Source organism: Peribacillus sp. Bi96, assembly GCF_918698115.1.
Classification (GTDB): Bacteria; Bacillota; Bacilli; order Bacillales; family DSM-1321; genus Peribacillus.
The window spans coordinates 123572-147145 of sequence record NZ_CAKKLV010000011.1 but is presented as its reverse complement, the minus strand read 5'-3'; the positions used below and the strand labels follow the sequence as shown (position 1 = coordinate 147145).

25 protein-coding genes are annotated in these 23574 nt (G+C 41.5%); all 25 read right to left on the bottom strand.

Annotated elements, in window-relative coordinates:
• Positions 1-3 precede the first annotated feature (3 nt).
• A complete protein-coding gene (locus LQ203_RS15300) occupies positions 4-1527 on the bottom strand; it encodes an NADH-quinone oxidoreductase subunit M (protein WP_230159228.1) in 1524 nt (507 codons plus the stop codon).
• Positions 1524-3398 carry an NADH-quinone oxidoreductase subunit L gene (gene nuoL / locus LQ203_RS15295; RefSeq protein ID WP_230159227.1) on the bottom strand — a complete coding sequence of 625 codons (1875 nt, stop codon included), beginning with the start codon at positions 3396-3398 and terminating at the stop codon, positions 1524-1526. Before nuoL ends, LQ203_RS15300 begins: the two co-directional genes overlap by 4 nt.
• Before the next feature lie 34 nt (positions 3399-3432).
• Complete coding sequence (gene nuoK, locus LQ203_RS15290; RefSeq protein WP_057911923.1) at positions 3433-3747, bottom strand: NADH-quinone oxidoreductase subunit NuoK; 315 nt, start codon at positions 3745-3747, stop codon at positions 3433-3435.
• Positions 3744-4262: an NADH-quinone oxidoreductase subunit J gene (locus LQ203_RS15285; RefSeq protein ID WP_230159226.1), complete on the bottom strand. Its 519-nt coding sequence runs from the start codon at positions 4260-4262 to the stop codon at positions 3744-3746. Before LQ203_RS15285 ends, nuoK begins: the two co-directional genes overlap by 4 nt.
• Positions 4259-4678, bottom strand: a complete 420-nt coding sequence (nuoI, locus tag LQ203_RS15280; protein WP_048685828.1) for an NADH-quinone oxidoreductase subunit NuoI — start codon at positions 4676-4678, stop codon at positions 4259-4261. Before nuoI ends, LQ203_RS15285 begins: the two co-directional genes overlap by 4 nt.
• Positions 4679-4711: 33 nt before the next feature.
• Entirely contained in the window at positions 4712-5719 is a 1008-nt protein-coding gene (gene nuoH, locus LQ203_RS15275) for an NADH-quinone oxidoreductase subunit NuoH (RefSeq protein WP_230159225.1), read from the bottom strand.
• Complete coding sequence (locus LQ203_RS15270; RefSeq protein ID WP_230159224.1) at positions 5720-6817, bottom strand: NADH-quinone oxidoreductase subunit D; 1098 nt, start codon at positions 6815-6817, stop codon at positions 5720-5722. It abuts the gene before it with no gap.
• A gap of 5 nt (positions 6818-6822) precedes the next feature.
• Positions 6823-7941: an NADH-quinone oxidoreductase subunit C gene (locus LQ203_RS15265; RefSeq protein ID WP_230159223.1), complete on the bottom strand. Its 1119-nt coding sequence runs from the start codon at positions 7939-7941 to the stop codon at positions 6823-6825.
• Positions 7942-8454 carry an NADH-quinone oxidoreductase subunit B gene (locus LQ203_RS15260; protein WP_230159222.1) on the bottom strand — a complete coding sequence of 171 codons (513 nt, stop codon included), beginning with the start codon at positions 8452-8454 and terminating at the stop codon, positions 7942-7944.
• A complete protein-coding gene (locus tag LQ203_RS15255) occupies positions 8445-8819 on the bottom strand; it encodes an NADH-quinone oxidoreductase subunit A (protein ID WP_230159221.1) in 375 nt (124 codons plus the stop codon). Before LQ203_RS15255 ends, LQ203_RS15260 begins: the two co-directional genes overlap by 10 nt.
• A 362-nt stretch (positions 8820-9181) precedes the next feature.
• The gene (locus LQ203_RS15250; protein ID WP_230159220.1) at positions 9182-9583 is read right to left on the bottom strand and encodes a F0F1 ATP synthase subunit epsilon; all 402 of its coding nucleotides are present in this window, start codon (positions 9581-9583) and stop codon (positions 9182-9184) included.
• 25 nt (positions 9584-9608) lie between these two features.
• The gene (atpD, locus tag LQ203_RS15245; protein ID WP_230159219.1) at positions 9609-11006 is read right to left on the bottom strand and encodes a F0F1 ATP synthase subunit beta; all 1398 of its coding nucleotides are present in this window, start codon (positions 11004-11006) and stop codon (positions 9609-9611) included.
• 87 nt (positions 11007-11093) lie between these two features.
• Entirely contained in the window at positions 11094-11954 is an 861-nt protein-coding gene (locus LQ203_RS15240; RefSeq protein ID WP_230159218.1) for a F0F1 ATP synthase subunit gamma, read from the bottom strand.
• Positions 11955-11991: 37 nt separating this feature from the next.
• The gene (gene atpA, locus LQ203_RS15235; protein ID WP_230159217.1) at positions 11992-13500 is read right to left on the bottom strand and encodes a F0F1 ATP synthase subunit alpha; all 1509 of its coding nucleotides are present in this window, start codon (positions 13498-13500) and stop codon (positions 11992-11994) included.
• A gap of 24 nt (positions 13501-13524) precedes the next feature.
• On the bottom strand, positions 13525-14061 hold the full coding sequence (locus tag LQ203_RS15230) for a F0F1 ATP synthase subunit delta (RefSeq protein WP_230159216.1): 537 nt from the start codon (positions 14059-14061) through the stop codon (positions 13525-13527).
• The gene (gene atpF / locus LQ203_RS15225; RefSeq protein ID WP_230159215.1) at positions 14058-14576 is read right to left on the bottom strand and encodes a F0F1 ATP synthase subunit B; all 519 of its coding nucleotides are present in this window, start codon (positions 14574-14576) and stop codon (positions 14058-14060) included. The genes LQ203_RS15230 and atpF overlap by 4 nt, the downstream gene beginning before the upstream one ends.
• Before the next feature lie 150 nt (positions 14577-14726).
• Entirely contained in the window at positions 14727-14951 is a 225-nt protein-coding gene (gene atpE, locus LQ203_RS15220; protein WP_034315818.1) for a F0F1 ATP synthase subunit C, read from the bottom strand.
• Positions 14952-15023: 72 nt separating this feature from the next.
• Positions 15024-15740: a F0F1 ATP synthase subunit A gene (gene atpB / locus LQ203_RS15215; RefSeq protein ID WP_230159214.1), complete on the bottom strand. Its 717-nt coding sequence runs from the start codon at positions 15738-15740 to the stop codon at positions 15024-15026.
• 6 nt (positions 15741-15746) lie between these two features.
• Positions 15747-16130, bottom strand: coding sequence for an ATP synthase subunit I (locus tag LQ203_RS15210; protein ID WP_230159213.1), 384 nt, complete (start codon positions 16128-16130; stop codon positions 15747-15749).
• 286 nt (positions 16131-16416) lie between these two features.
• On the bottom strand, positions 16417-18645 hold the full coding sequence (locus LQ203_RS27525) for a S8 family serine peptidase (RefSeq protein ID WP_290370592.1): 2229 nt from the start codon (positions 18643-18645) through the stop codon (positions 16417-16419).
• Positions 18646-18731: 86 nt separating this feature from the next.
• On the bottom strand, positions 18732-19874 hold the full coding sequence (gene wecB, locus LQ203_RS15200) for a UDP-N-acetylglucosamine 2-epimerase (non-hydrolyzing) (protein WP_230159212.1): 1143 nt from the start codon (positions 19872-19874) through the stop codon (positions 18732-18734).
• Positions 19875-19898: 24 nt separating this feature from the next.
• Positions 19899-20528, bottom strand: coding sequence for a uracil phosphoribosyltransferase (gene upp, locus LQ203_RS15195; protein WP_034315825.1), 630 nt, complete (start codon positions 20526-20528; stop codon positions 19899-19901).
• A 237-nt stretch (positions 20529-20765) separates the two neighbouring features.
• Positions 20766-22007 carry a serine hydroxymethyltransferase gene (gene glyA, locus LQ203_RS15190; protein ID WP_230159211.1) on the bottom strand — a complete coding sequence of 414 codons (1242 nt, stop codon included), beginning with the start codon at positions 22005-22007 and terminating at the stop codon, positions 20766-20768.
• 384 nt (positions 22008-22391) lie between these two features.
• Positions 22392-22985, bottom strand: coding sequence for a TIGR01440 family protein (locus LQ203_RS15185; protein WP_230159210.1), 594 nt, complete (start codon positions 22983-22985; stop codon positions 22392-22394).
• Between the two features lie 82 nt (positions 22986-23067).
• Complete coding sequence (rpiB, locus tag LQ203_RS15180; RefSeq protein ID WP_253074192.1) at positions 23068-23514, bottom strand: ribose 5-phosphate isomerase B; 447 nt, start codon at positions 23512-23514, stop codon at positions 23068-23070.
• Positions 23515-23574 lie beyond the last annotated feature (60 nt).

Here is a 23574-nt window from a genome sequence, read left to right as displayed (position 1 = left end):
CCTTCATCGCCCCCCTAAAGCTAGCATCATGGCTTCAATCGTTCCTTGAAGAGGCCCGCCTAACAAATTTGGGTACACCCCAACGGATATGATCAAACCGAGAAGAACCAATGCCGGTACAAACTCCAGCCCTTTAAGGTCCCATTTCTCTTTTTCTACCAAACTATTAGTTTTACCAAAGGTCATCAACATAACTGCCCTCAGTATATATACTGCCGTTAAAATCAGCCCGATCACCCCAACTGCAGCAAGCGTTGGTTGGCTCTTGAATAAGCCGAGAAATACCATGAATTCACTGATGAAGCCAGACATGCCAGGCAAACCGAGTGAAGCCATCCCGCACGCTAACATAAACCCGGAAAAAACCGGCATCGACTTGGCCAATCCCCCAAGCTTAGGAAGCATGGTGGTTCCCGTCCGTTCGTATAATACACCCACCAAGAAAAACAACAGAGCAGCAATTAACCCATGTGAGATGACTTGAAAGATGGCTCCCTGAATGCCCGCTTCATTCAAGGCTCCCAACCCCATCATGACGATACCCATATGCGAAATCGATGAGTATGCTAAAACGAGCTTGAAATCCGTCTGTACCAACGCTAAAAATGCACCATATAAAAAGCTGAGGACCCCAAATAGGACAACGGTGAAGGCCAAGCTTTTATATTGCTCTGGAAATATCCCCATTCCAAACCTGATGATTCCGTACGCTCCTATTTTCAATAAGACACCTGCATGAATCATGACTATGGATGGAGGTGCCTCTGCATGGACCCGCACCATCCAACTGTGAAAAGGGAATACCGGCAGCTTTACTGCAAATGCAATGAGGAAGGCCAGACATAAGCCATACTTCATCGAACCGGATATGGGTGCAAAAAGCGATACACCGCCCATTGTCATCATCTGCGTCAAAGCCGCAATATTGGTTGTACCTGTCCGGGCAAATAAAATTAAAATAACCACCAATAAAACTGCCGAACCAATGCCGTTATAAATTAAGAAACTATAAGATGCTTTCTCCCTCTCCAGAAAGCCCCATCTGCCAATTAAAAAGAAAGCGGGAATCAAGGTCATTTCAAAAAAGATGAAAAAAAGGATCAAATTTTCTGCTGTAAATACACCGAGCATGCCAATCTCCAAGATCAAAAATAGCAAATAATACCCTTTCCATTCTTGTTTTATATAGATGGAGGCGATTGCTGCCAGTGAAGAAATGATTGTTGTCAGTAATATGAAGATTAGACTTAATCCATCCAGACCCAACTCAAAATTAACTGTGAAGAGCTTGGGATCATACACCTCCAGATTCCCAAACCTGATCCAATTCACCTTAATGTCAAAGAGGGAAAGGGCAACACCTGAATAGTATTGACTACATAGAAAGAACGAGAGGAAAAGAGGAGGCAGCGTTCCGAAAAAGCCAAATTGTTTAATCGTCCTTTCCTCTTTTTTCGGCATAAGGGCAACCATCACAATACCCAGCAAGGGTGAAAACACTAAAAGTGAGAGCAAATAGACATTCATCTTAGATACCCCCCAGTTACTGCAAAAATGACCAACAATACCGCAAGTCCCAAAAAGGCTATCATGCCGTAACGCTGTACCTGTCCCGTTTGCAGTTTAGACCCTATTTTCCCCAACCCCTCTATCGAGATTGTTACAGTGGATACCACCCCACCGACAATGAACCTTTCGATATAAGATAGGAATAAACTTAAGCCTTTGATTGCATAGCCTACGGTAAAATGGTAAATCTCATCAATATAATACTTATTATCCAAAACTCTATAAAACTCGTTGTTTTCTTGAACAAGCCAGCTCCGAGGTAACTTCTTTTTAGCGTATATCATATAAGCAAGGAATATACCTGCCAGCGATACAAGCACGGCCATGACCATAATCCAAACGGGACCCTCACTATGGCTATTACCTCCAAGAAGCGTTTCATTTCCCTCCATTAGCCACTCACCAAGGAAGGTTCCGAACCATGGTGTTTGGACATATCCACTGATTACTGCAAGGAACGCCAATACAAGCATGGGAAGCAACATGATTGAAGGTGATTCCTTGACCTGCTTCACTTGACTGCGTGATTCTCCTGTAAATATCATGAAAAACAGCCGGAACATGTAAAACGCAGTTAAAAAGGAGGTGATCACCGCTAGTGCAAACAACAAATAATTACCATTCTCCCATGCTGCCATTAGAATTTCATCTTTACTGAAAAAACCCGAGAGTAAGGGAAATCCTGATATCGCTAAAGTGCCAGTCAAGAACAGCGGCCCAGTCCAATTCAATTTCCCCCATAAGCCACCCATTTTTTCTATATCCTGTGTATGTATAGCATGAATAACACTGCCTGCTGCCAAAAACAGCAATGCTTTAAAAAAGGCATGGGTCATTAAATGAAACACGCCAGCCACATATCCAGCAGTACCCAAAGCAAGCATCATAAAACCAAGCTGAGAGACAGTCGAATAGGCCAATACTCGCTTAACATCCTTTTGCACAAGAGCAATGCTTGCGGCAAAGATGGCTGTAAATCCGCCTGTTATCGCCACGACTTGCATCGCAGCAGAACTAGCCAGGAATAATGGGAACATGGTCGCTACCAGGTAAACCCCTGCAGCAACCATGGTTGCTGCGTGAATCAGTGCGGAAACTGGAGTCGGGCCTTCCATTGCATCGGGAAGCCATGAATGAAGAGGAAATTGTCCAGATTTCCCAACCGCACCGATAAAAATTAAAATGGCAATCAACGTCAAGCCTTCATTTGATATCACGCCCGATTGAACGGCTTGAAAGATCTCTCCATATTCAAAGCTACCTGTTCCCCAGAAAAGTAGAATAATACCGACCAAGAGCCCTACATCCCCAATTCTGGTCATGATGAACGCCTTCTTCGCTGCATTCTTGGCTTCCTGTTTATAATAGTAAAATCCGATCAGCAGGAAGGAGCCCACCCCTACCAATTCCCAGAAAAAATAAAGTTGTAATAAATTGGGTGCCATGACAAGCCCAAGCATGGCAAATGTGAAAAAGCCCAGATAAGCATAAAAAGTTGAGAATCGCTCTTCACCCTTCATATATCCCTTCGAATATAACTGGACAAGCAGGCTGACAAGAGAAACGATCACAAGCATCAAAGCATTAAGCTGATTGATTTCAAATCCCGCTTTAAGTTGCGTCCCTCCGATGGAAAGCCAATCTATCGTTATTTTATAAGTAGGTTCCTTAAACCGTTCCATCAAGACAAGCAACGATAAAATAAACGAAGCAAGAGTACATATTATTCCAATATATGCCCCTCTTTCCCGCAACCGCCCACCTGATAGAAGCAGAACCAGAAACGTGACGAGTGGAAAGATCGGTATGAGCCAAGCGTTCTCCATCATCGTATCAAATCCCCTTCTTCATTTATATGAACCTTCAATGCTTCATAATGTCCATTTCATCGACATTGACCGTCTTCCGATTGCGATATAGGGACATTAATATAGCCAGACCTACAGCTGCCTCGGCTGCAGCAATTGTAATCGTGAATAATGAAAACACTTGACCCGTAATAGATGGCGTTACCCCTAATTTACTGAAGGCAACTAAATTGATATTCGCGGCGTTTAGCATCAGCTCGATTGAAATCAAAACAATGACAGCATTTCTTTTTGTCAATGCTCCATACAACCCTATACAAAATAAAACGAGTGCCAATACGAGATAAGCTGACAAGGGAACTCCCGTCATGATTGATCTCCCTCCTCATCATCTTTTTTAGCTAATACGATGGCACCAACTAAAGCTACAAGCAGGAGTACAGACATTACTTCAAATGGGATTACATATTTTGAAAAAAGTTCGATTCCTATTTGTTTTGTATTTTCCTCATGCAAGGTGGCTGGCTGTACAGGTATATCCAGATTATAAATCCCCAGATAAACCGCCACGGCGAATCCAGCAATCGCTAATAGCAAAGTGATTTTCCCCCAGCCTCCTTTTGCCGGTTCGTCACTTTCTTGGTGTTTAGTCAGCATAATGCCAAATAACATCACGATCGTAATGGCCCCTGAATAAATCAGGATTTGGACGACGGCGACAAACTCTGCCGAGAGCAACAAATAAATGCCGGCAATACTTAAGAAAGTAAAAACAAGTGCAATGACCATATGGACCACTTTAGTTAACGTAATTAGCAGCACCCCGCCTAATATGGCTACAAGTGCCAAGCCAAAAAAGGCAATTAATTCACCGGATAAAGTCATACTTTATTCACCTTCCGGATATTCTCATCGTTCTCATCCAACCACTCCAGATTTTTAAATAAATGATCCCGGCTATACTCCGCCAGCTCAAATTGGTTCGTCATTACGATTGCTTCTGTAGGGCAGACCTCCGTACATAGATCACATAAAATACAGATCTCGAAATTAATGTCATACGTATCGATGATCTTTCCTTTTTTCGACGGATCAGGATGCTTTTTACCGGTTAATTGAATACAATCCGTTGGACAAATCGTCACGCATTGATTACATACAATGCACTTTTCAGGGTAGAACTTCTGGATTCCGCGGAATCGGTCAGGGAGCGGCAGCGGCTCATTCGGGTAGTCATAGGTCACTTTTTTCCGGGTCAAGTTCTTTAATGTATAGGTTAAACCTTTTGCTAAACCAAGCATTTAAATCCCTCGCTTTCTGACCAGCTTAAGTTTTTAAAAAAGGTTGATTAATTCTTTTATAAGTGCTGTCAAAAATATATTAGCTAACGCAACCGGGAGCAGTACTTTCCATCCGAACTCCATCAATTGATCGGCCCTTATACGAGGAAAGGTTACACGGATCCAAACCAGTACATAGAACACAGCACTGAATTTCAGACCGAACCAGATAGCCGCAGGAATAAAATCCAAAAACGGAATAGAATTCCATCCCCCTAAAAATAATACAGTGGTTAGCGTGGCCATTGCAAACATATATACATATTCGGATAACATAAAGAAGGCCCAGCGAAAACCAGAGTATTCAACATGATACCCCGCAACAAGTTCAGATTCCGCTTCCGGAAGATCAAAAGGTACCCTGTTCAACTCGGCAACCGATGCAATAAAAAACACGATAAATGCAATCGGCTGAAGAAAAATGAACCAAACCTTCTCCTGGGCTGCGACTATTTCATTCAAGTTTAAACTACCTGTTAAGAGTACGATTCCCACTAGCGACATCACCAACGGAATCTCATAAGATATCATTTGTGCGGCTGCCCGCATCCCGCCGATCAACGAATACTTATTATTGGATGCCCAGCCAGCCGTGACGATTCCGATTGTCGATATGCCGGAAATGGCCATATAATACAGAAGCCCTACACCTATATCGGCAAATTGGAAGGCATCCGTGAACGGCAAGGCGGCAAGGACCATGAAGGCTGGAGCAAAAGCAATCACTGGCGCTAATATATAAAGCGGCTTATCGGCTTTTTTGGGTATCGTATCTTCCTTGATCAGAAGTTTCAAAACATCGGCAACGGTCTGCAAGAGACCCCATTTTCCTCCAATTTGGTTGGGACCCACCCGTAGCTGCATGAACCCCATGATTTTCCGTTCTGATAGGATTCCATAGGTAACAAACCCTAACACAACGAATAGCAGCAGGACTGCCAAACCAAAAAAAATGCCAAAATTCAGTAAGCTTGGAGTGGAGTGAAGCAAATCCTTGATCATTTATCCATCCACCTCCCCTAGAACAATATCGATTGCACCTAATATCGTTATCAAGTTCGACATATTTTCCCCTTCCAATAACTTCGGAAGTATTTGCAGATTATAAAATGAAGGTCGGCGAAATTTCAAACGATATGGCTCCTTTTTCCCTTCACTCGCAATATAACAGCCGATCTCCCCTCTTGGTGATTCAATTCGGACAAATGCTTCACCCTTGGGAACCTTTATTATTTTCGGGACCTTAGCAAGGACCGGCCCTTCTGGAAATTGCTCGACCGCCTGCTCAAGAATTTTCAATGATTCTTCGATCTCCTCCATTCTACAGTGATAGCGTGAAAAGGCATCGCCCTCTGTCCGTGTAGGTACATCAAAGTTGAACCTGTCATAAATGGAATATGGTTCATTTTTTCGTAAATCCCAGTTCACACCTGTACATCTTAAGTTTGCCCCGCTAAGCGAATACTGCAACGCTTCTTCCTTCGTATAGGTGCCTACCCCTTTAACTCGATTCACAAAGATTTCATTCCCTGTTACAAGCTCATGGTAACCGGCAAGCTGTTCCCTCATATACGGCACAAACTCGGCCACCTTTTCAATCCAGTCTTCAGGGGCATCCCATTTTACACCACCAACACGCATATAATTGAAAGTAAGCCGTGCCCCTGACAATTCAGTTAGTAAATTAACGATCATTTCCCGTTCACGAAAAGCGTATAAAAAAGGGCTCGTCGCACCTATATCAAGCAAGTATGTACCCCACCAGACAAGGTGGCTTGCAACTCTGCCCAACTCCATTGCGATTACCCGCAAATATTCTGCCCTATCGGGGATTTCCATCTCCATCATTGTTTCAACAGCATGGCAAAGCACATAATTATTTGTCATTGCGGCCAGATAATCCAGCCGATCGGTATATGGAATGATTTGTGTATATTGCAAGTTTTCCGCTAGTTTTTCCGTACCACGATGCAGATACCCAATGACAGGGGTAGCCTCTTTTATAATTTCACCATCGATTTTGATGACAAGCCGAAAAACACCATGTGTACTCGGATGCTGCGGCCCGACATTGAGAAGCATTTCTTCTGTCCTTAACATTGGGGTTACACCTCCACATCATAAGGCTGATAATCTTTTCTAAGGGGATACCCTTTCCAATCATCACCAAGTAAAATCCTCTTTAAATCAGGGTGTTCATGAAAATGAATACCTAATAAATCATACGCCTCACATTCCGGCCAATTGGCTCCTGACCATAATGGAACCAATGATGGAATAGCGGGAGAATCCCTGTCCAGCTTCACCTTCAAGGCAACTGATTGATTCATGTTGAATGAATGCAAATGTACATAAATTTCCATATGGGTTTCGAAATCCGTTCCATGAAGTTCCGATAAATACGAAAAGTTAAGCTGTTCATCATATCGAAGGAATTTCGCTATTGAGAAATATGTATCTGGATTAGCTACTATTGTGGGTACATCTTTTGATAGTCTATTAATATAGTGGTCTATTAATGCCTCTTGTCCCACATTCCTTTCAATAGCATGAACAATTTGATCGAGTTTGGCCTGGTTTGGAGAGGGTTCATCTGGAATTTGATCTTCCTTGCTTTCCATTACACTATTCCTGGCCTTCGCAACAGCAGCAGCTTTCACCTTGGCAGCTGCAATTGCCTTTGCCTTGGCTTTTTCAAGATCATCATCATTATCACTGGATTCCTGTTTTCGAGCCAGCGCGGCAACTTTTGCCTTGGCTGCCGCGGCCGCCTTTTGTTTCGCTAGATCCAATTCACCTTCCGGCTTTTCGACCGCTTCCTCCTGCGCCTTTTTTCGAGCCAGAGCTGCCGCTTTCGCCTTGGCTGCCGCAGCCGCCTTTTGTTTCGCTAGATCCAGTCCACCTTCCGGCTTTTCGACTGCTTCCTCCTTCGCCTTTTTCCGAGCCAGAGCTGCCGCTTTCGCCTTGGCTGCCGCAGCCGCCTTTTGTTTCGCTAGATCCAGTCCACCTTCCGGCTTTTCGACTGCTTCCTCCTTCGCCTTTTTCCGAGCCAGAGCTACAGCTTTCGCCTTGGCTGCTGCGGCCGCCTTTTGTTTCAACAGATTCAGTTCACCTTCCGGCTTTTCCTTCGCTTCCTCCTTCGCATGTTTTCGGGCCAGTGCGGTGGCCTTCGCCTTAGCCGCTGCCTCTTTCTTTTGTTGGGCTAAGTCCTGCTTCTCGCTCATCTATATCACCCGCTTTCCGGTTTTCGCCTCATAACGGATTTTCTCTTTTAATTTATTGATTCCATATATAAGTGCTGCCGGGTTTGGGGGACACCCCGGAATATATACATCGACAGGTACTATTTGATCTACTCCTTTGACCACCGAGTAGGATTTCACATAGGGTCCGCCTGCTGTAGCACAAGATCCCATTGCAATTACCCACTTCGGTTCAGGCATTTGATCGTACAATCTACTTATTATCGGGGCCATTTTTTTCGTTACCGTTCCTGAGACAATCATGACGTCAGATTGTCTTGGTGATGTCCGGAAAAATGAACCAAAACGATCCAAATCATAATGTGAGGAGCCCACACCCATCATTTCAATTGCACAGCATGCTAAACCGAAAGTCATTGGCCAAAGTGAATTACTTCTAGCCCATCCCTTTATTTGTTCAAGTGTCGATAAAAAAATACTGTTACGCATTTCTTCCATTTCTGCGGGAGTAAGTTCGTCTAACTTCAATTCCATTTTAACACCTTCTTTTTCCAAGCATAGATTAGTCCCAACATAAGGATAAGAACAAAAAATAGCATTTCAATCAGGGCAAACAATCCGAGCTCATCATAAGCTACCGCCCATGGATATAGAAAAACCGTTTCTACGTCAAATATGACGAACATCAAGCCGAATAAGTAGTATCTGACATTGAATTGAACTCTCGAATCCTGAAAAGGCTCGATTCCACTTTCATAAGTCGTATATTTCATATCTGTCGGTTTATGGGGCCTAAGCAGTCTGCCAAGAAATAATGCAATCACTGGTAATAAAATGCCGAGACAAAGAAAAACAAATACAATTAAATAATTATTTTGGTAAATATGCAGTTGTCCCATATTCATCTCCCTTTATGGATAAATCATGTTTAATGGGTACATTTTACTATTGCTTGTCTTCTTTTTTTGTAGGATACCTTTTTAAATATTTATGCAGGGTAACAATCTTTTAGAAGCATACGTGACTGGAGGAGGTTTGAAGTAATATATGTAAGCGTATACATTATAACATCAAAATAATGGTATGTCGATGAGCCTAGGATATATATGGAAAATACTTTTTTTTATAATTCGATAATATTTTCAAATCTTCAGCAGGTCATTTCGACATTCCATGACAAAAAACTTCAAAAACTTTTTTGAGGGATAAAAAAACCTGATCTTACCACGAATGGTTTGATCAGGTTTTTTATCATTTTAAGTTATCGCATTTCTGCAATTTGAATCCGATTAATAGCACGTTTAAGTGCTAAATCAGCTCTTTTGGTATCATTTGATCCATCATTATTCTGCAATCTTTGTTCCGCACGTGCTTTTGCTTCTTGAGCTCGTGCAAGATCGATAGTTTCAGCTCTTTCAGCAGATTGAGCTAAAATGGTTACCACATCAGGGCGAACTTCTAAGAAGCCACCGTTTACAGCTACATAGTCTGTGTTGCTTCCATTTTTAAGACGGACAGCACCGATGGTAAGAGGAGCTACAGTTGGAACGTGTCCAGCCATAATTCCCAGCTCACCACTTTTAGCTTTAGTGCTTACCATTTCAACTTCTGCATCATATACTGGGCCATCGGGAGTAACAACATTGACTTTAATGGTCTTCATTTCATTCCCTCCTAGGTCCCTTTAATTAAGCCATTTCTTTTGCTTTAGCAACAACTTCTTCGATGCGACCAACTAGACGGAAAGCATCTTCAGGAAGTTCGTCATATTTTCCAGCTAGGATATCTTTGAATCCTTGGACTGTTTCTTTAACTGGTACATAAGATCCTTTTTGACCAGTAAATTGTTCAGCCACGTGGAAGTTTTGTGACAAGAAGTTTTGAATTCTACGAGCACGGCCAACGATTATTTTTTCGCCTTCGCTTAACTCGTCCATACCCAAGATCGCAATAATATCTTGAAGTTCTTTATATTTCTGTAAAGTTGATTGAACTTGACGAGCTACTTTATAGTGCTCAGCTCCAACGACTTCTGGGCTAAGAGCACGAGAAGAAGAAGCCAATGGATCAACTGCTGGGTAGATACCCATTTCAGAAAGTTTACGCTCAAGGTTAGTTGTTGCATCTAAGTGAGCGAAAGTTGTAGCTGGAGCCGGATCCGTATAGTCATCGGCAGGTACATAGATCGCTTGAATAGATGTAACAGAACCTTTATTAGTTGATGTGATACGTTCTTGTAATTGACCCATTTCTGTAGCAAGGGTTGGTTGGTAACCTACCGCTGAAGGCATACGGCCTAGAAGGGCAGAAACCTCTGAACCTGCTTGAGTGAAACGGAAGATGTTATCGATGAAGAAAAGAACGTCTTGTCCTTGTTCGTCACGGAAATATTCAGCCATTGTCAAACCACTTAGAGCTACACGCATACGTGCACCTGGTGGCTCGTTCATTTGTCCGAATACCATCGCTGTTTTCTTAATAACACCAGAATCAGTCATCTCGTAGAAAAGGTCATTTCCTTCACGAGTACGCTCACCTACACCAGCGAATACAGAGATACCGCCGTGCTCTTGTGCGATGTTATTAATAAGTTCTTGGATAAGTACAGTTTTACCAACACCGGCACCACCGAAGAGACCGATTTTACCACCTTTGATGTAAGGTGCAAGTAAATCTACTACTTTAATACCAGTTTCAAGAATTTCAACTGTTGTTGATAAGTCCTCAAAAGTTGGTGCTTGTCTGTGAATTGGATCACGACGTACTTCTGCTGTAAGTGGTTCAAATAGGTCAATGTTTTCCCCTAATACGTTGAAAACGCGGCCTAGAGTTACTTCACCTACAGGAACGGAAATTGGAGCTCCTGTATCAACAGTCTCTGCACCACGAGTTAAACCATCCGTGGAAGACATTGCTACAGTACGAACTGTATTATCACCTAGTTGAAGGGCTACTTCAAGAGTTAGTCCTGTACCAGACGCTGTATTTTCGATTCTTAACGCGTTATAGATCTTAGGAAGTTGTCCGTCTTCGAATTTCACGTCAACAACCGGACCCATAACTTGAGTAACGCGTCCTATATTCATCGTTTTCCCTCCTAACGTTGCTTATAACGACAATCAAGTTTATGGAACGGCCAAGCATCGTCCGAGCCGACCGTCCCTTAAATAATTTTATTCTAAAGCTGCTGCACCGCCAACAATTTCCGTGATTTCTTGAGTGATTGCGGCCTGACGTGCACGGTTATATTGCAATGAAAGTGAATCAATCAATTCTTTCGCATTATCGGTTGCATTTTTCATTGCAGTCATACGTGCAGAGTGCTCACTTGCTTTACCATCTAACAAAGCACCATAAATTAAACTTTCTGCGTACTGAGGTAGTAATACCTCAAGAATTTCTTCTGCATTCGGTTCAAATTCATAAGATGTCAATTTTGCATTGGAAGTATTAAAGTCAGCTAAAGGAAGTACTTGCGTTTCCGTTACATCCTGCTGGATTGGGCTGACATAATGGTTATAGTACATATAAAGCTCATCACACAGTTCATTTAGATACAAATTCACTGTTGATTTAGCAAGGGAGCTAATGTCAGCGAAAGATGGCTGATCAGGAACACCAATTACTTCAAGCTCTACGTGCATATTACGGCTGACAAAGAAATCACGGCCAACCCTTCCGATTGCGATAATGACGAACTCATCATTGGATTTATGACGTTCAAGAATAGTTTTATGAACGTGGCGAAGGATACTACTGTTGTATGCTCCTGCCAATCCGCGGTCCGATGTGATTACCAGGTAACCGGTTTTCTTCACTGGACGTGAGACAAGCATTGGATGAGTTGCACCCGTACTTCCGTTCGCAATACTTGACACTACTTCTTGAATTTTTTCCATATATGGAACATATGCTTTAGCATTAGCTTCAGCACGGTTCATTTTAGAAGCAGATACCATCTGCATGGCTTTTGTAATTTGACTCGTCTTTTTCGTTGAAGTAATCCGAGACTTAATATCGCGTAAAGAGGCCATTCATTCTCACCACCCTTTATAAATTAGTTAGACCTTATTATTCAGAAATAACGAAGTTCTTTTTGAATTCGTTAATTGCACCAACGATAGCAGCGTCTTCAGGAAGACCTTTAGTTGTGCGAATGTGATCTAATAATTCCGGATGAGAACGATCTAGGAACACATAGTATTCTTCTTCAAAACGAAGGATATCGGATACTGGAATATCATCAAGATGACCTTTAGTCAATGCATAGAAAATCATGACTTGTTTTTCAACTTTAATTGGTTTGTTTAGATCTTGCTTAAGAACTTCAACTGTACGAGCACCACGGTTAAGTTTTGCTTGAGTAGCAGCATCAAGATCAGAACCGAATTGAGAGAATGCTTCCAATTCACGATAAGAAGCTAAGTCTAGACGTAATGTACCAGCAACTTTTTTCATCGCTTTAATTTGTGCAGATCCACCAACACGGGATACGGAAAGACCAGCGTTAATCGCAGGACGTACACCTGAGAAGAACAAATCAGATTGTAAGAAGATTTGTCCATCTGTAATGGAAATAACGTTTGTTGGAATGTAAGCAGAGATATCGCCTGCTTGTGTTTCAACAAATGGAAGCGCAGTGATTGAACCGGCACCTAAAGTGTCATTCAATTTAGCTGCACGCTCAAGTAAGCGGGAGTGCAAGTAGAATACATCCCCAGGGAATGCTTCACGACCTGGAGGACGGCGAAGAAGCAAGGAAAGTTCACGGTATGCTGATGCTTGTTTAGAAAGATCATCATATACCACTAAAACGTGCTTGCCAGAGAACATAAACTCTTCACCCATAGTCACACCAGCATATGGAGCTAGGTATAAAAGTGGTGCTGGTTGAGAAGCTGATGCAGATACAACAATTGTGTAATCTAGTGCACCATTTTTACGTAGTGTCTCAACTGTTCCACGAACTGTTGATTCTTTTTGACCAATTGCAACATAAATACAGATCATGTCTTGGTCAGCTTGGTTAAGGATTGTATCGATCGCAACTGATGTTTTACCAGTTTGACGGTCACCAATGATTAACTCACGTTGTCCACGTCCGATTGGTACTAGAGCATCGATTGCTTTAATCCCTGTTTGTAATGGCTCATGAACAGATTTACGGTCCATAACACCTGTAGCAGGGCTTTCGATTGGACGAGTTTTTGTTGTAGCGATTGGACCAAGACCATCCAAAGGTTGTCCTAGCGGATTCACGACACGTCCGATTAATTCTTCTCCAACTGGTACTTCCATGATTCTTCCTGTACGGCGTACTTCACTGCCTTCTTGAATGTCTCTGAATGGTCCAAGAATAACAACACCTACGTTATTTTGCTCAAGGTTTTGTGCCAATCCCATTGAACCATTAGAAAATTCTAAGAGCTCCCCAGCCATTGCATTATCTAAACCATGAACGCGAGCGATACCATCACCAACAGTGATTACTGTACCTACATCGCTTACTTTAATTTCCGACTGATAGTTTTCAATCTGCTTTTTAATCAGCGCACTGATTTCTTCAGCTTTGATGCTCATGAATTTCACCCCTATCTGTGAATATTAACCTAATAGTTGTTTGCTAAGGCGATCAAGCTTCCCGCTTATCGTTCCGTCATAAATACGGTTACCGATTTGAAGTTTGATGCCGCCAATGATATTGCTATCCGTAATATTGGTAATACGTAAATTCCGTTTGCCGATTTTTGCAGCAAAAGCTGAAGACACAGCTTCCGCTTCAGCTTCAGTTAAAGGATTCACGGTATAAACAGTCGCATCCGCAACTGAATTTTCTTCGTTCGCAAGTTCAATGAACTCTTGTGCCATAGCAGTCACTTCATCTGTACGATGACGCTCCACCATTAACATTACAGTGTTTTGAACGGAAGATGATAGACTTGCAAATGCATTTGCAAGCAATGCATTTTTTGCACTGCTAGTCATTTTAGGATGAGCCAAGAAGCCTAATAGCTCTTTATCTTTTGTAAAAACTTCAGTCACTATGCGAAGCTCTTCTTCAAGTTGGTTAATGAGATTTTGCTCTTTCGCAATTTGGAAAAGAGCTACAGCATAACGTCCTGCTACAGTTATATCGCTCATTTACCTTCTCCTGCCTCTTGAATATATTCATTGATTAGTTTTTCTTGATCAGCTGATGAAAGTTCTTTCTCAATCACTTTAGATGCGATCATAACAGATAATGAAGCTACTTGCTCGCGTAAGGCGGCAACTGCTTTTTCTCTCTCTTGAACGATTTCACGTTTTGCTGATTCTTTAACACGTTCAGCTTCTGCACGCGCTTGATTAATAATATCTTCGCGTTGTGCTTCGCCTTGTTGCTTAGCATTCTCTATAAGTTGTCCCGCTTCTGTGCGAGATTGTTTTACGATTTCACGCTGTTCTTCTAAATACTTCAGTGCTTCTTTTCTACTAACTTCAGCTGCTTCAATTTCATTTGCAACATGCTCTTCACGTTCTTTCATGATGCCCATTAGCGGACCCCATGCAAACTTCTTAAGCAACGCTAACAAAATAATAAAGATAAAAAGCTGGAATATGATATCCCCACCATTAAAGTGGGCTGCTTGACCAAGAACAAAATTGCTTGTTAACACGCTCGGTTCACTCCCTTCATGAGATTCACTATTGAAGTTCTGTATTTTCAATTGACAGTATCACTGCCATAAATGTTCACTTTAACACAGAGCAATGGCGAAGGGTCTCCTTGGATCATCTTCGCCATTATTGAACTTTTTCAAGTTATCTTATTTACCCATAACAATAAACGCGATAACTACAGCGATAATTGGAAGTGCCTCAACTAACGCAATACCAACGAACATTGTAGTTTGAAGCATACCACGAGCTTCTGGCTGACGAGCCATTCCTTCAATTGTACGCCCAACGATAAGACCATTACCAATACCCGCACCTAGTGCACCTAATCCAACTGCGATAGCAGCAGCTATAAGACCTAAAGAACCTGTCATGATAAATTTCCTCCTTGAAATGTTGTTTTATTTTTTCATCAATATAATGTTCAAAATGAACAATATTTATAATTAATGGTCGTCACTTACTTTATGTGAAAGATAAACCATCGTTAACATAGTAAAGATAAAAGCTTGAATGGAGCCGACAAAGATACTAAATCCTTCCCAAGCTAACATTGGTAATACAGCAGTAGCTGCACCCAAAACACTACTTGTTCCTAGTCCAGCAAGTAAAGTTAATAGTAACTCACCCGCATAAATATTCCCGTAAAGCCGCAATCCTAGAGTTAATGTATTAGCGAACTCTTCAATAATCTTTAACGGAAACAAGAAACCCATTGGTTGGACATAAGTTTTGGCATAATTTTTCATGCCTCTCATCTTGATACCATAATAATGAGATAAACCCATTACCATAACTGCCAAGGTTAAAGTTATTGCTGGATCAGATGTAGGTGATTTCCACCAAAGCTGTCCTCCTATTACAATCGAGAACGGCAATCCTAACATATTTGAAACAAATACGTACAATATTAACGTCATTCCCAACATAAGGAACTGACCACCCGTACGCCAATCCATATTGCTGTTGATGATGTTTTTCACAAAATCCATAACCCATTCGATAAAGTTTTGGATTCCTGTTGGCTTCATCGCAAGTTTACGAGTTGCTGTAACAGCAATTATGAAGACAATGAGACTTGCGATAGTCATCATAAGAACATTAGCCAAGTTGAAATGTATTCCGGTATCCATAAATTCCCACATAGGGGCTTCATGATTCAACAGTATTCACCTCTCTTCTTTACTACTACATATGTTTTGCATAAAATAATCTATCATAATGACAAAGTAAACTGTCATTAATCCCACAACCACGCAGACTACTTGAAACTCATCAGGATATCTCAATGCAATAATTGCAGCTAAACCCGCTACAGACATTCTAGTTAAACTACCAAGGGAGCGCGTTTTCTTACCTTCGGCAACCTCTTGAGCGAACTTTTTGTTTTTTTTGACCATTGACCAGAATATAAATAGGCTGAAGGCAGTTCCAAGCAATAATCCTTGGAAGACTGAATCATGTGAAGTGAAGACCACCCCAAGTACATAAATACCCATTAAATACAACATGTATTTTAGCTGCCTATTGAACATTTTTTCCAATTCTAGCATTTTGTCATGTAATCTCCCTAGAAATATTGTAGTATCTGTGTTTAGCTAGGAGAATTTGCCCGTAACAAGTCCAAATAGAAGGTCAAAAACTTACTTCTATTTGACACATTATTAACGTATGAAACCCCTCTCATTTTACATCCTTAGTTAGCATACAATAGGCAAGAATCAATGTCAATGAGTGGTTAGTGAAATTTGTCACAGGTTTGTAATTATTAACGAATTGTTCACAAATTATCTTTTTTATACTATTGACATCCATTTTATTTTACTTATTGCTCTCTGTTCACTCAATAAGTAACGTCTTTTCTACCCGATCTTCCCTTCCATCCCTTCTCGCAAAGATTATCGCTTTATACACTCCTTTAGGCGGTAAGTTCTTCCTCAATACATCTTTTTTGATCAATCCCGAGGGTGCCGGTCTCGACCAATCCAAATATCCAACGAATTTCAAGCTATCTTCCTCATAAAGAGCAATCCCGAATTCCTCAGCCCCCCGAGGCAGGTACATTTCATATCGATATGTGCCTGCTTGGTCTCCTTGGCCAAAGTCAAACCCCATTACCCTCGGATAATCTGGCTCTTCCTTTACATATAAATAAGGAAGGGAAATTTTTTTCGTTCCTTCCATTATAATAAGGTAACCATCAAAGACCCCTTTTCTAAGTTCGGCCGGGTTAACTTGCAGCCCCACTTTAATCTTTTTCTTTTCCTTCGGTTTCAAAGTCAGGGATTTCGGCAATTCCCAAGTGAGTCCTCTCTCTTTTAATGGAACCATAAAAGAGTAATTCCTCATCTGCTTTCCTGTGTTTTCAATGACTATCGTTTCATGATGCTCTTCAATTCCTTCTTTTTTCGTATACATCCCAAAGGATAAAGAGCTTGGATTCAAGAGCGTATCCGCTTTTAATGCTTCATCAATCCGGATGCGGCCAGCTCCCTGTTCATATGTGTGATAAAATTGATTGGCCGTTTTCCTTAATGGCTTGGAAGTGCTCATCAATGCTGATTTGACTTGATCAGGAGTCCATTCAGGGTGCTTTTGCAAGATTAGAGCGCACGCACCTGCAACATGCGGTGCAGACATACTTGTACCATCCAGGGACATATATCCTTTAGGAATGGTGCTTTCGATCTCCACTCCCGGAGCCAACACATCCGGCTTTATTCCCCACGATACGGTTACAGGGCCTCTTGAGCTAAAATCGGCGAGTCTATCTTGCTCGTTTTTATAAACAAATTGAACGGTTTTGCTATGCTTTTGCTTCAGGAACTTCTTCAGAAGCATTCCATCCCTTCTATTAATAGAAGCTGCCGGGATGTTCATTTTTTTCTCTAAACTTCCAGTGAATGTACCGCTTGTATTATTATAGATAATTACACCTTTTGCACCTGCCTTTTGTGCATAGGATACTTTCTGCTGAAAGGTGAGGATACCTCGTTCCACCAACACAATCTTACCCTGAACATCCTTCAGATCTTTTTCATTTCCAAGTCCCCCGTATATCACATCTTCCGAAAACGTCAGGTTCCATTTCTTAGAACCTTGAAATAAAGTTAAATGGGTTTTATACTTTTTTGAACCGAGTCCGTAAATCATATATGGAACCTTTAAGGGAGGTGTCGATGCTCCAACGGAAATCGCTTTTTCCGCTGTACCGGGCGACCCGACGGTCCATACAGCAGGACCGGAATTCCCATTTGATGTCACGGCAACGATGCCGCTTTCGACTGCCTTATTCAACGCAAGAGATATCGGTAAATCCGGCCCATTCACGTTATTTCCAAGAGAGAGGTTCAATACATCCACTTTATCCTTCATTGCTGACTCAATAGCTGTCAAGACTTGTTCTGTATCTCCTGCTCCGCCCGGTCCCAATGCCCGATATGCATATATCTCCGCATCTGGAGCGACGCCTTTCATTTTTCCATTGGCTGCTATGATACCGGCCACATGAGTTCCATGTAATGTATCTAGATCTCCTTGATTTTTGGTTTCCATCGGATCTTCATCGTCATCAACTAGATCTTTACCTCCTTTATAAGCACGTTGTAAATCCGGATGTGAATAATCAATCCCTGTATCGATAATTCCTACTTTTATCCCTTTCCCTGTGATTCGACGGTTCTCCTTATCAAAGAAACCCCTCACTTTGTCTCCTCCTATGTATGGGACACTTTCATCCAATACGGCATGATACATGGATACTTCAGTAACAGTCTGAATATCATTCTCCTTTTTGAGTTGTTCTATTTCAGTATTTTTTCCATGGAGGGAAAATCCATTCAGGGCAACCGAATAAACAGTCCGTAATTGAAGGGATGGATATTTTTCAAGCAGTTTATTGATCTTTTTTTGTTGAAATGCTGTATCCATCGTGACGACAACCGTTACTTTCTTGGATTCGGATAGTTTTGGTAAGGGCGGCAGAATGACGGAGGCTACTCCCTTTTCACTTGAATAAATAAACATAAAAAGGAAAACAAACACTATGAACCTTTTCTTTCCCAACATAATCATCATCCCCTTAGCAGTTATCTTTTCTCAACAGCCTTGGAGTATGCAAATAAAAAAGGAAAAGCCGCATGGCTTTTCCTTTTTTATGAGTCAAATCTAGTTGGTGGCACTTTTACTTGCTTAAAATAGTAACGGATGGCTTCAGCTATGCGGACCGAAGCATTTCCGTCCCCATATGGGTTTGAAGCCTTTGCCATTTTTTTATGCTCTTCTTGATTGGTAAGCAATTCATGTGCCATATTAAATATGGTCTGTTCATCAGTACCCGCCAGCCTTAAGGTTCCAGCTAATATCCCCTCTGGGCGTTCAGTCGTATCCCTTAAAACAAGAACAGGTACTCCAAGTGATGGCGCCTCCTCTTGGATTCCTCCAGAATCGGTCAAAATCAAATAGGCTCTTGAAGCGAAGTTATGAAAATCCAATACATCCAGCGGCTCGATCAAATGAACACGCGGATCGTCCCCGAGAATTTCGTTTGCTAATTCTTGAACAAGCGGATTTAAATGGACAGGATATACCACTTGAATGTCATCATGCTCGGCAATGATTCTTTTGACTGCCCTGAAGATATTCTTCATGGGTTCCCCTAGATTTTCTCTGCGATGAGCGGTAAGTAAAATGAGCTTATCCTCTCCCAGTCCATTTAAAACAGGATGAGAATACGAAGAACGTACAGTCGTTTTTAAAGCATCGGTTGCCGTATTTCCCGTCACGAAGATATTATCTCTCTTGTTTTCATTCAGCAAATTCTCTTCCGCTTTTGAAGTGGGCGCAAAATGTAAATCCGCCATCGTACCGGTAAGTTGTCGATTCATCTCTTCCGGGTATGGAGAATACTTATTCCAAGTGCGCAGCCCAGCTTCTACATGTCCAATGACGATCTGATTATAAAAAGCTGCCAGACTTGCGACAAACGTTGTCGTTGTATCACCATGGACAAGAACAATATCAGGTTTAGCTTCCTTCATTATGGAATCAAGACCACTTAATGCTCTTGTTGTAATATCAGCCAGCGTTTGCCTTTCTTTCATTATGTTCAAATCATAGTCTGGTTGTATGGAAAATAATTCAAGAACTTGATCTAACATTTGGCGATGCTGAGCCGTAACAGCAACGACCGGATTGAAATATTCTGGGTGTTTTTGAAATTCGAGTACTAAGGGAGCCATTTTTACAGCTTCTGGTCTCGTCCCGAAAATTGTCATGACCTTTATCGGTTTGTTCATTCGTGACACCTCAGTTTCTTTCCTTTATTTTGTGCCGAATAAACGATCTCCCGCGTCTCCAAGGCCTGGAACGATATAACCATGTTCATTCAGTTTTTCGTCAAGTCCTGCAATATAAATATCTACATCAGGATGGGCCTCTTTCAATGCTTCCACACCTTCTGGTGCTGCAATCAAACACATGAATTTAATATTGACTGCACCGCGCTTTTTAATAGAATGGATCGCTTCGATGGCAGAACCGCCTGTAGCTAACATCGGGTCAACGACAATGCATTCTCTTTCTGCCAAATCACTCGGCATTTTCGCATAATATTCAACAGGTTTCAATGTTTCCGGATCACGGTAAAGACCAACATGGCCAACCTTTGCAGCAGGAATCAATTTAATGATCCCGTCCACCATCCCTATGCCCGCACGTAAAATCGGGACGATTCCCACTTTTTTACCAGAAAGCATTTTCACTTTCGCCGTGCTTACCGGTGTTTGGATTTCCACCTCTTCCAGCGGCATATCCCTTGTGATTTCAAATGCCATCAATGATGCGACTTCATCCACTAGTTCGCGGAATTCTTTTGTTCCTGTATTTATATCACGTATATAGGCTAATTTGTGTTGAATTAACGGGTGATCGAAAACATAAACTTTTCCCATTTAGCATCTCTCCAATTCCATTGCTTAGTTTTGCGTTTTTTTATGATTTCCCTAATCGAATAGAAAAATATTCGTGTCGTTTAAAATTCACTTCAACCTATTTTACAGAAAAACGTTTAAATCTTCAATAAAGGTTTAGATGTCAGACCTATTTTCACTATTCGGATTCTTCTAACACATTGACCTTCCAGAAGGTACAAAAAAAACCGCTCCCTTTAAATGGGAGCGGCTCCGATATTACAATGAAGTATATAAATCAAATTTATTCGTTAATGTTTCAACACGCTGTTTTGCTTCTTCAAGTGTAGCTGCATCTTCATTGTTTTTCAGAACAAGTCCGATAATTGACGCTATTTCATCCATGTCTTCCAACCCGAAGCCACGTGATGTCACTGCCGCAGTCCCAATACGAATACCACTAGTAACGAATGGTTTTTCCGGATCATAAGGAATTGCATTTTTGTTAACGGTAATACCGATTTCATCCAAAACGTGTTCTGCAATTTTTCCTGTTAATCCTGTAGATCGTACATCAAGAAGAATTAAGTGATTATCCGTTCCGTCAGAAACAAGGGTGAATCCTTCTTTCTTCAAGCCTTCGCCCAAGCGTTTAGCATTGTCGATGATTTGTTGTGCATACACTTTAAAATCATCTTGAAGCGCTTCGCCGAATGCAACAGCCTTAGCGGATATTACATGCATCAGCGGCCCGCCTTGAATTCCAGGGAAGATGGATTTATCAATTTTCTTACCGAATTCTTCTTTACAGATGATCATCCCTCCGCGTGGTCCGCGAAGTGTTTTATGAGTAGTTGTCGTTACAAAGTCAGCATAAGGAATCGGACTTTGATGTAATCCCGCCGCAACTAAACCTGCGATATGCGCCATATCGACCATTAAATAAGCCCCAACTTCATCTGCAATTTCACGGAATCGCTTGAAATCAATTTCTCGTGGATATGCACTTGCACCAGCTACGATCAATTTCGGTTTGTGCTGACGTGCTTTTTCCAATACGTCATTGTAATCGATACGGTGATCTTTTTCGTCTACACCATATTCAACAAAATTGTAGTTAACGCCACTGAAGTTAACTGGACTTCCATGTGTTAAGTGACCTCCATGGGAAAGGTTCATCCCAAGCACTGTGTCTCCAGTTTGAAGTACTGTAAAGTAAACGGCCATATTGGCTTGAGCTCCAGAGTGAGGCTGCACGTTCACATACTCCCCGCCGAAAATTTCTTTCGCACGCTCACGCGCTAGATCTTCAACGATGTCGACATACTCACATCCGCCATAGTAGCGTTTTCCAGGGTAACCTTCTGCATACTTATTAGTTAGGACCGACCCTTGCGCTTCCATGACAGCTTCACTCACGAAGTTTTCAGAAGCAATAAGCTCAATTTTACTTCTTTGACGCCCTAATTCCAGTTGAATTGCGTTAAACACTTGCTCATCTTGCTTTGCTAAACGATTCATTCCGTAATTCCTCCCCAAATTGTGCGTGATTCGCTTTTTAGTATTTATGTGCAACATGTCTTCAAAAAGACATGAAAAAGCCTTACCTATAGTTATTAGAAAATTCTATTCCATTTTAACATGTCTATTTTAGAAGTGATAGTCTATTTTTATCGAACATTAAATGTTTTTTCTTTTAAAAACGTTCGTATTTGACATCCATTTCAAGCTGAATAGCCCTTTTACCCTATATTTGATTAGCGAAAAAACCATTCGATTAACGTAAGATAAAAACTTTTTTATTGTGAATCTTACTATTAACCTTTACATTTTTTTATCTTTTTAACAAATTATACAAAAACAGCATTCCCCATCCGAGAAATGCTGTCTCACTTACCTATAAGTTTACGTACACCTCTTGTTTTCGGAGCTGTCCCGATAAACGGCTCGCTCTCCGCCAATCAGTTTCGGGCGGGTTTTTGCCATGGTCACATGTGCATGTCCTATTTCTTTAATGGTAGATCGAACAGGAACGGCCACATGTTTTAGATGCATGCCAATGAAGGTGTCCCCAATGTCTATCCCAGCTTCCGCTTTAATATGCTCAACGACGACAGCATCTTTCCATTGTTGATAGGCGTACGTTGCCATCGATCCCCCAGCTGTTCTGACCGGTACCACCGACACTTCTTCATAATCTTTTCGAACCGCCGTTTCTCTTTGTAAAACCAGGGCCCTATTTAGATGCTCACAACATTGAAAAGCAACAAAAACGCCCGTTTTTTCTTGAAAATCCTTCACTACAGAAAAAATCATCCCCGCAACATCAAGCGTTCCTTCGGTCCCAATTCGCTTCCCGATCACTTCACTCGTACTGCAGCCGATTACCAATAGCTGTTTCTCTTTTAAAGCTGCCTCTTCTTGAAACTCATTCAATAGTATCCGAAACTGGTTTTCCCATATATCAAGCTCGTTTGAAATTGTAGCATCACTTGTCATGAAAACGCCTCCTTTCAATATGAAAACTTGCTGTTGGAAGAAAAGAGAGGTCTTTCTAGCTCTTTTTCCACAACCTTAACGATTAGCTGTGTTTCCCTTCATACTCGGCTATCTTACCGATCCTGTTTTGATGACGACCGCCTTCAAATTCCGAGGTCAGCCATGTTTGTGCAATTTCCCTGGCAAGACCCGGGCCAATTACACGTTCCCCCATTGCTAACATATTGGTGTCATTATGCTGACGGGTCAATTTCGCACTATAGACATCATGAACCAAAGCACATCGTATCCCTTTAACCTTATTCGCTGCAATGCTCATCCCAATTCCTGTGCCACAGATTAAAATTCCACGATCAAACTCACCATTTGCTACTTTTTCTGCAACCGGCAGGGCATAATCCGGATAATCCACTGACGTACTGCATTCACAGCCAAAATCCTCATATGGAATCTGTAACTCATTCATTAAATTCTTTATTTCTTCACGAATATGAATACCACCATGATCCGAAGCAATCGCAACTTTCATCAAAATCCTCCTCTTGCTTTTTATTTGATTTTATTGTGTCACAAAATTATGAAAAGATAA

Coding starts and splice junctions, on each gene's coding strand:
- glyA (WP_230159211.1), bottom strand. CDS start 22,007: ATGAATCGTTTAGCAAAGCAAGATGAGCAAGTGTTTAACGCAATTCAA.
- LQ203_RS15270 (WP_230159224.1), bottom strand. CDS start 6,817: ATGTTAAGGACAGAAGAAATGCTTCTCAATGTCGGGCCGCAGCATCCG.
- upp (WP_034315825.1), bottom strand. CDS start 20,528: ATGGGAAAAGTTTATGTTTTCGATCACCCGTTAATTCAACACAAATTA.
- LQ203_RS15260 (WP_230159222.1), bottom strand. CDS start 8,454: ATGGAATTGAAGTTAGACGAACTTACTCCCGCAGAAATGGAAGAAATG.
- LQ203_RS15285 (WP_230159226.1), bottom strand. CDS start 4,262: ATGACTTTATCCGGTGAATTAATTGCCTTTTTTGGCTTGGCACTTGTA.
- LQ203_RS15255 (WP_230159221.1), bottom strand. CDS start 8,819: ATGGGACAACTGCATATTTACCAAAATAATTATTTAATTGTATTTGTT.
- nuoI (WP_048685828.1), bottom strand. CDS start 4,678: ATGCTTGGTTTAGCAAAAGGTTTAACCTATACATTAAAGAACTTGACC.
- LQ203_RS27525 (WP_290370592.1), bottom strand. CDS start 18,645: ATGTTGGGAAAGAAAAGGTTCATAGTGTTTGTTTTCCTTTTTATGTTT.
- atpE (WP_034315818.1), bottom strand. CDS start 14,951: ATGACAGGTTCTTTAGGTCTTATAGCTGCTGCTATCGCAGTTGGATTA.
- nuoK (WP_057911923.1), bottom strand. CDS start 3,747: ATGACGGGAGTTCCCTTGTCAGCTTATCTCGTATTGGCACTCGTTTTA.
- atpD (WP_230159219.1), bottom strand. CDS start 11,006: ATGAATATAGGACGCGTTACTCAAGTTATGGGTCCGGTTGTTGACGTG.
- atpA (WP_230159217.1), bottom strand. CDS start 13,500: ATGAGCATCAAAGCTGAAGAAATCAGTGCGCTGATTAAAAAGCAGATT.
- LQ203_RS15230 (WP_230159216.1), bottom strand. CDS start 14,061: ATGAGCGATATAACTGTAGCAGGACGTTATGCTGTAGCTCTTTTCCAA.
- LQ203_RS15300 (WP_230159228.1), bottom strand. CDS start 1,527: ATGAATGTCTATTTGCTCTCACTTTTAGTGTTTTCACCCTTGCTGGGT.
- nuoL (WP_230159227.1), bottom strand. CDS start 3,398: ATGATGGAGAACGCTTGGCTCATACCGATCTTTCCACTCGTCACGTTT.
- LQ203_RS15250 (WP_230159220.1), bottom strand. CDS start 9,583: ATGAAGACCATTAAAGTCAATGTTGTTACTCCCGATGGCCCAGTATAT.
- nuoH (WP_230159225.1), bottom strand. CDS start 5,719: ATGATCAAGGATTTGCTTCACTCCACTCCAAGCTTACTGAATTTTGGC.
- LQ203_RS15265 (WP_230159223.1), bottom strand. CDS start 7,941: ATGAGCGAGAAGCAGGACTTAGCCCAACAAAAGAAAGAGGCAGCGGCT.
- LQ203_RS15240 (WP_230159218.1), bottom strand. CDS start 11,954: ATGGCCTCTTTACGCGATATTAAGTCTCGGATTACTTCAACGAAAAAG.
- rpiB (WP_253074192.1), bottom strand. CDS start 23,514: ATGAAAGTTGCGATTGCTTCGGATCATGGTGGTATTCATATTCGTGAA.
- LQ203_RS15185 (WP_230159210.1), bottom strand. CDS start 22,985: ATGACAAGTGATGCTACAATTTCAAACGAGCTTGATATATGGGAAAAC.
- LQ203_RS15210 (WP_230159213.1), bottom strand. CDS start 16,130: ATGCTAGAATTGGAAAAAATGTTCAATAGGCAGCTAAAATACATGTTG.
- wecB (WP_230159212.1), bottom strand. CDS start 19,874: ATGAACAAACCGATAAAGGTCATGACAATTTTCGGGACGAGACCAGAA.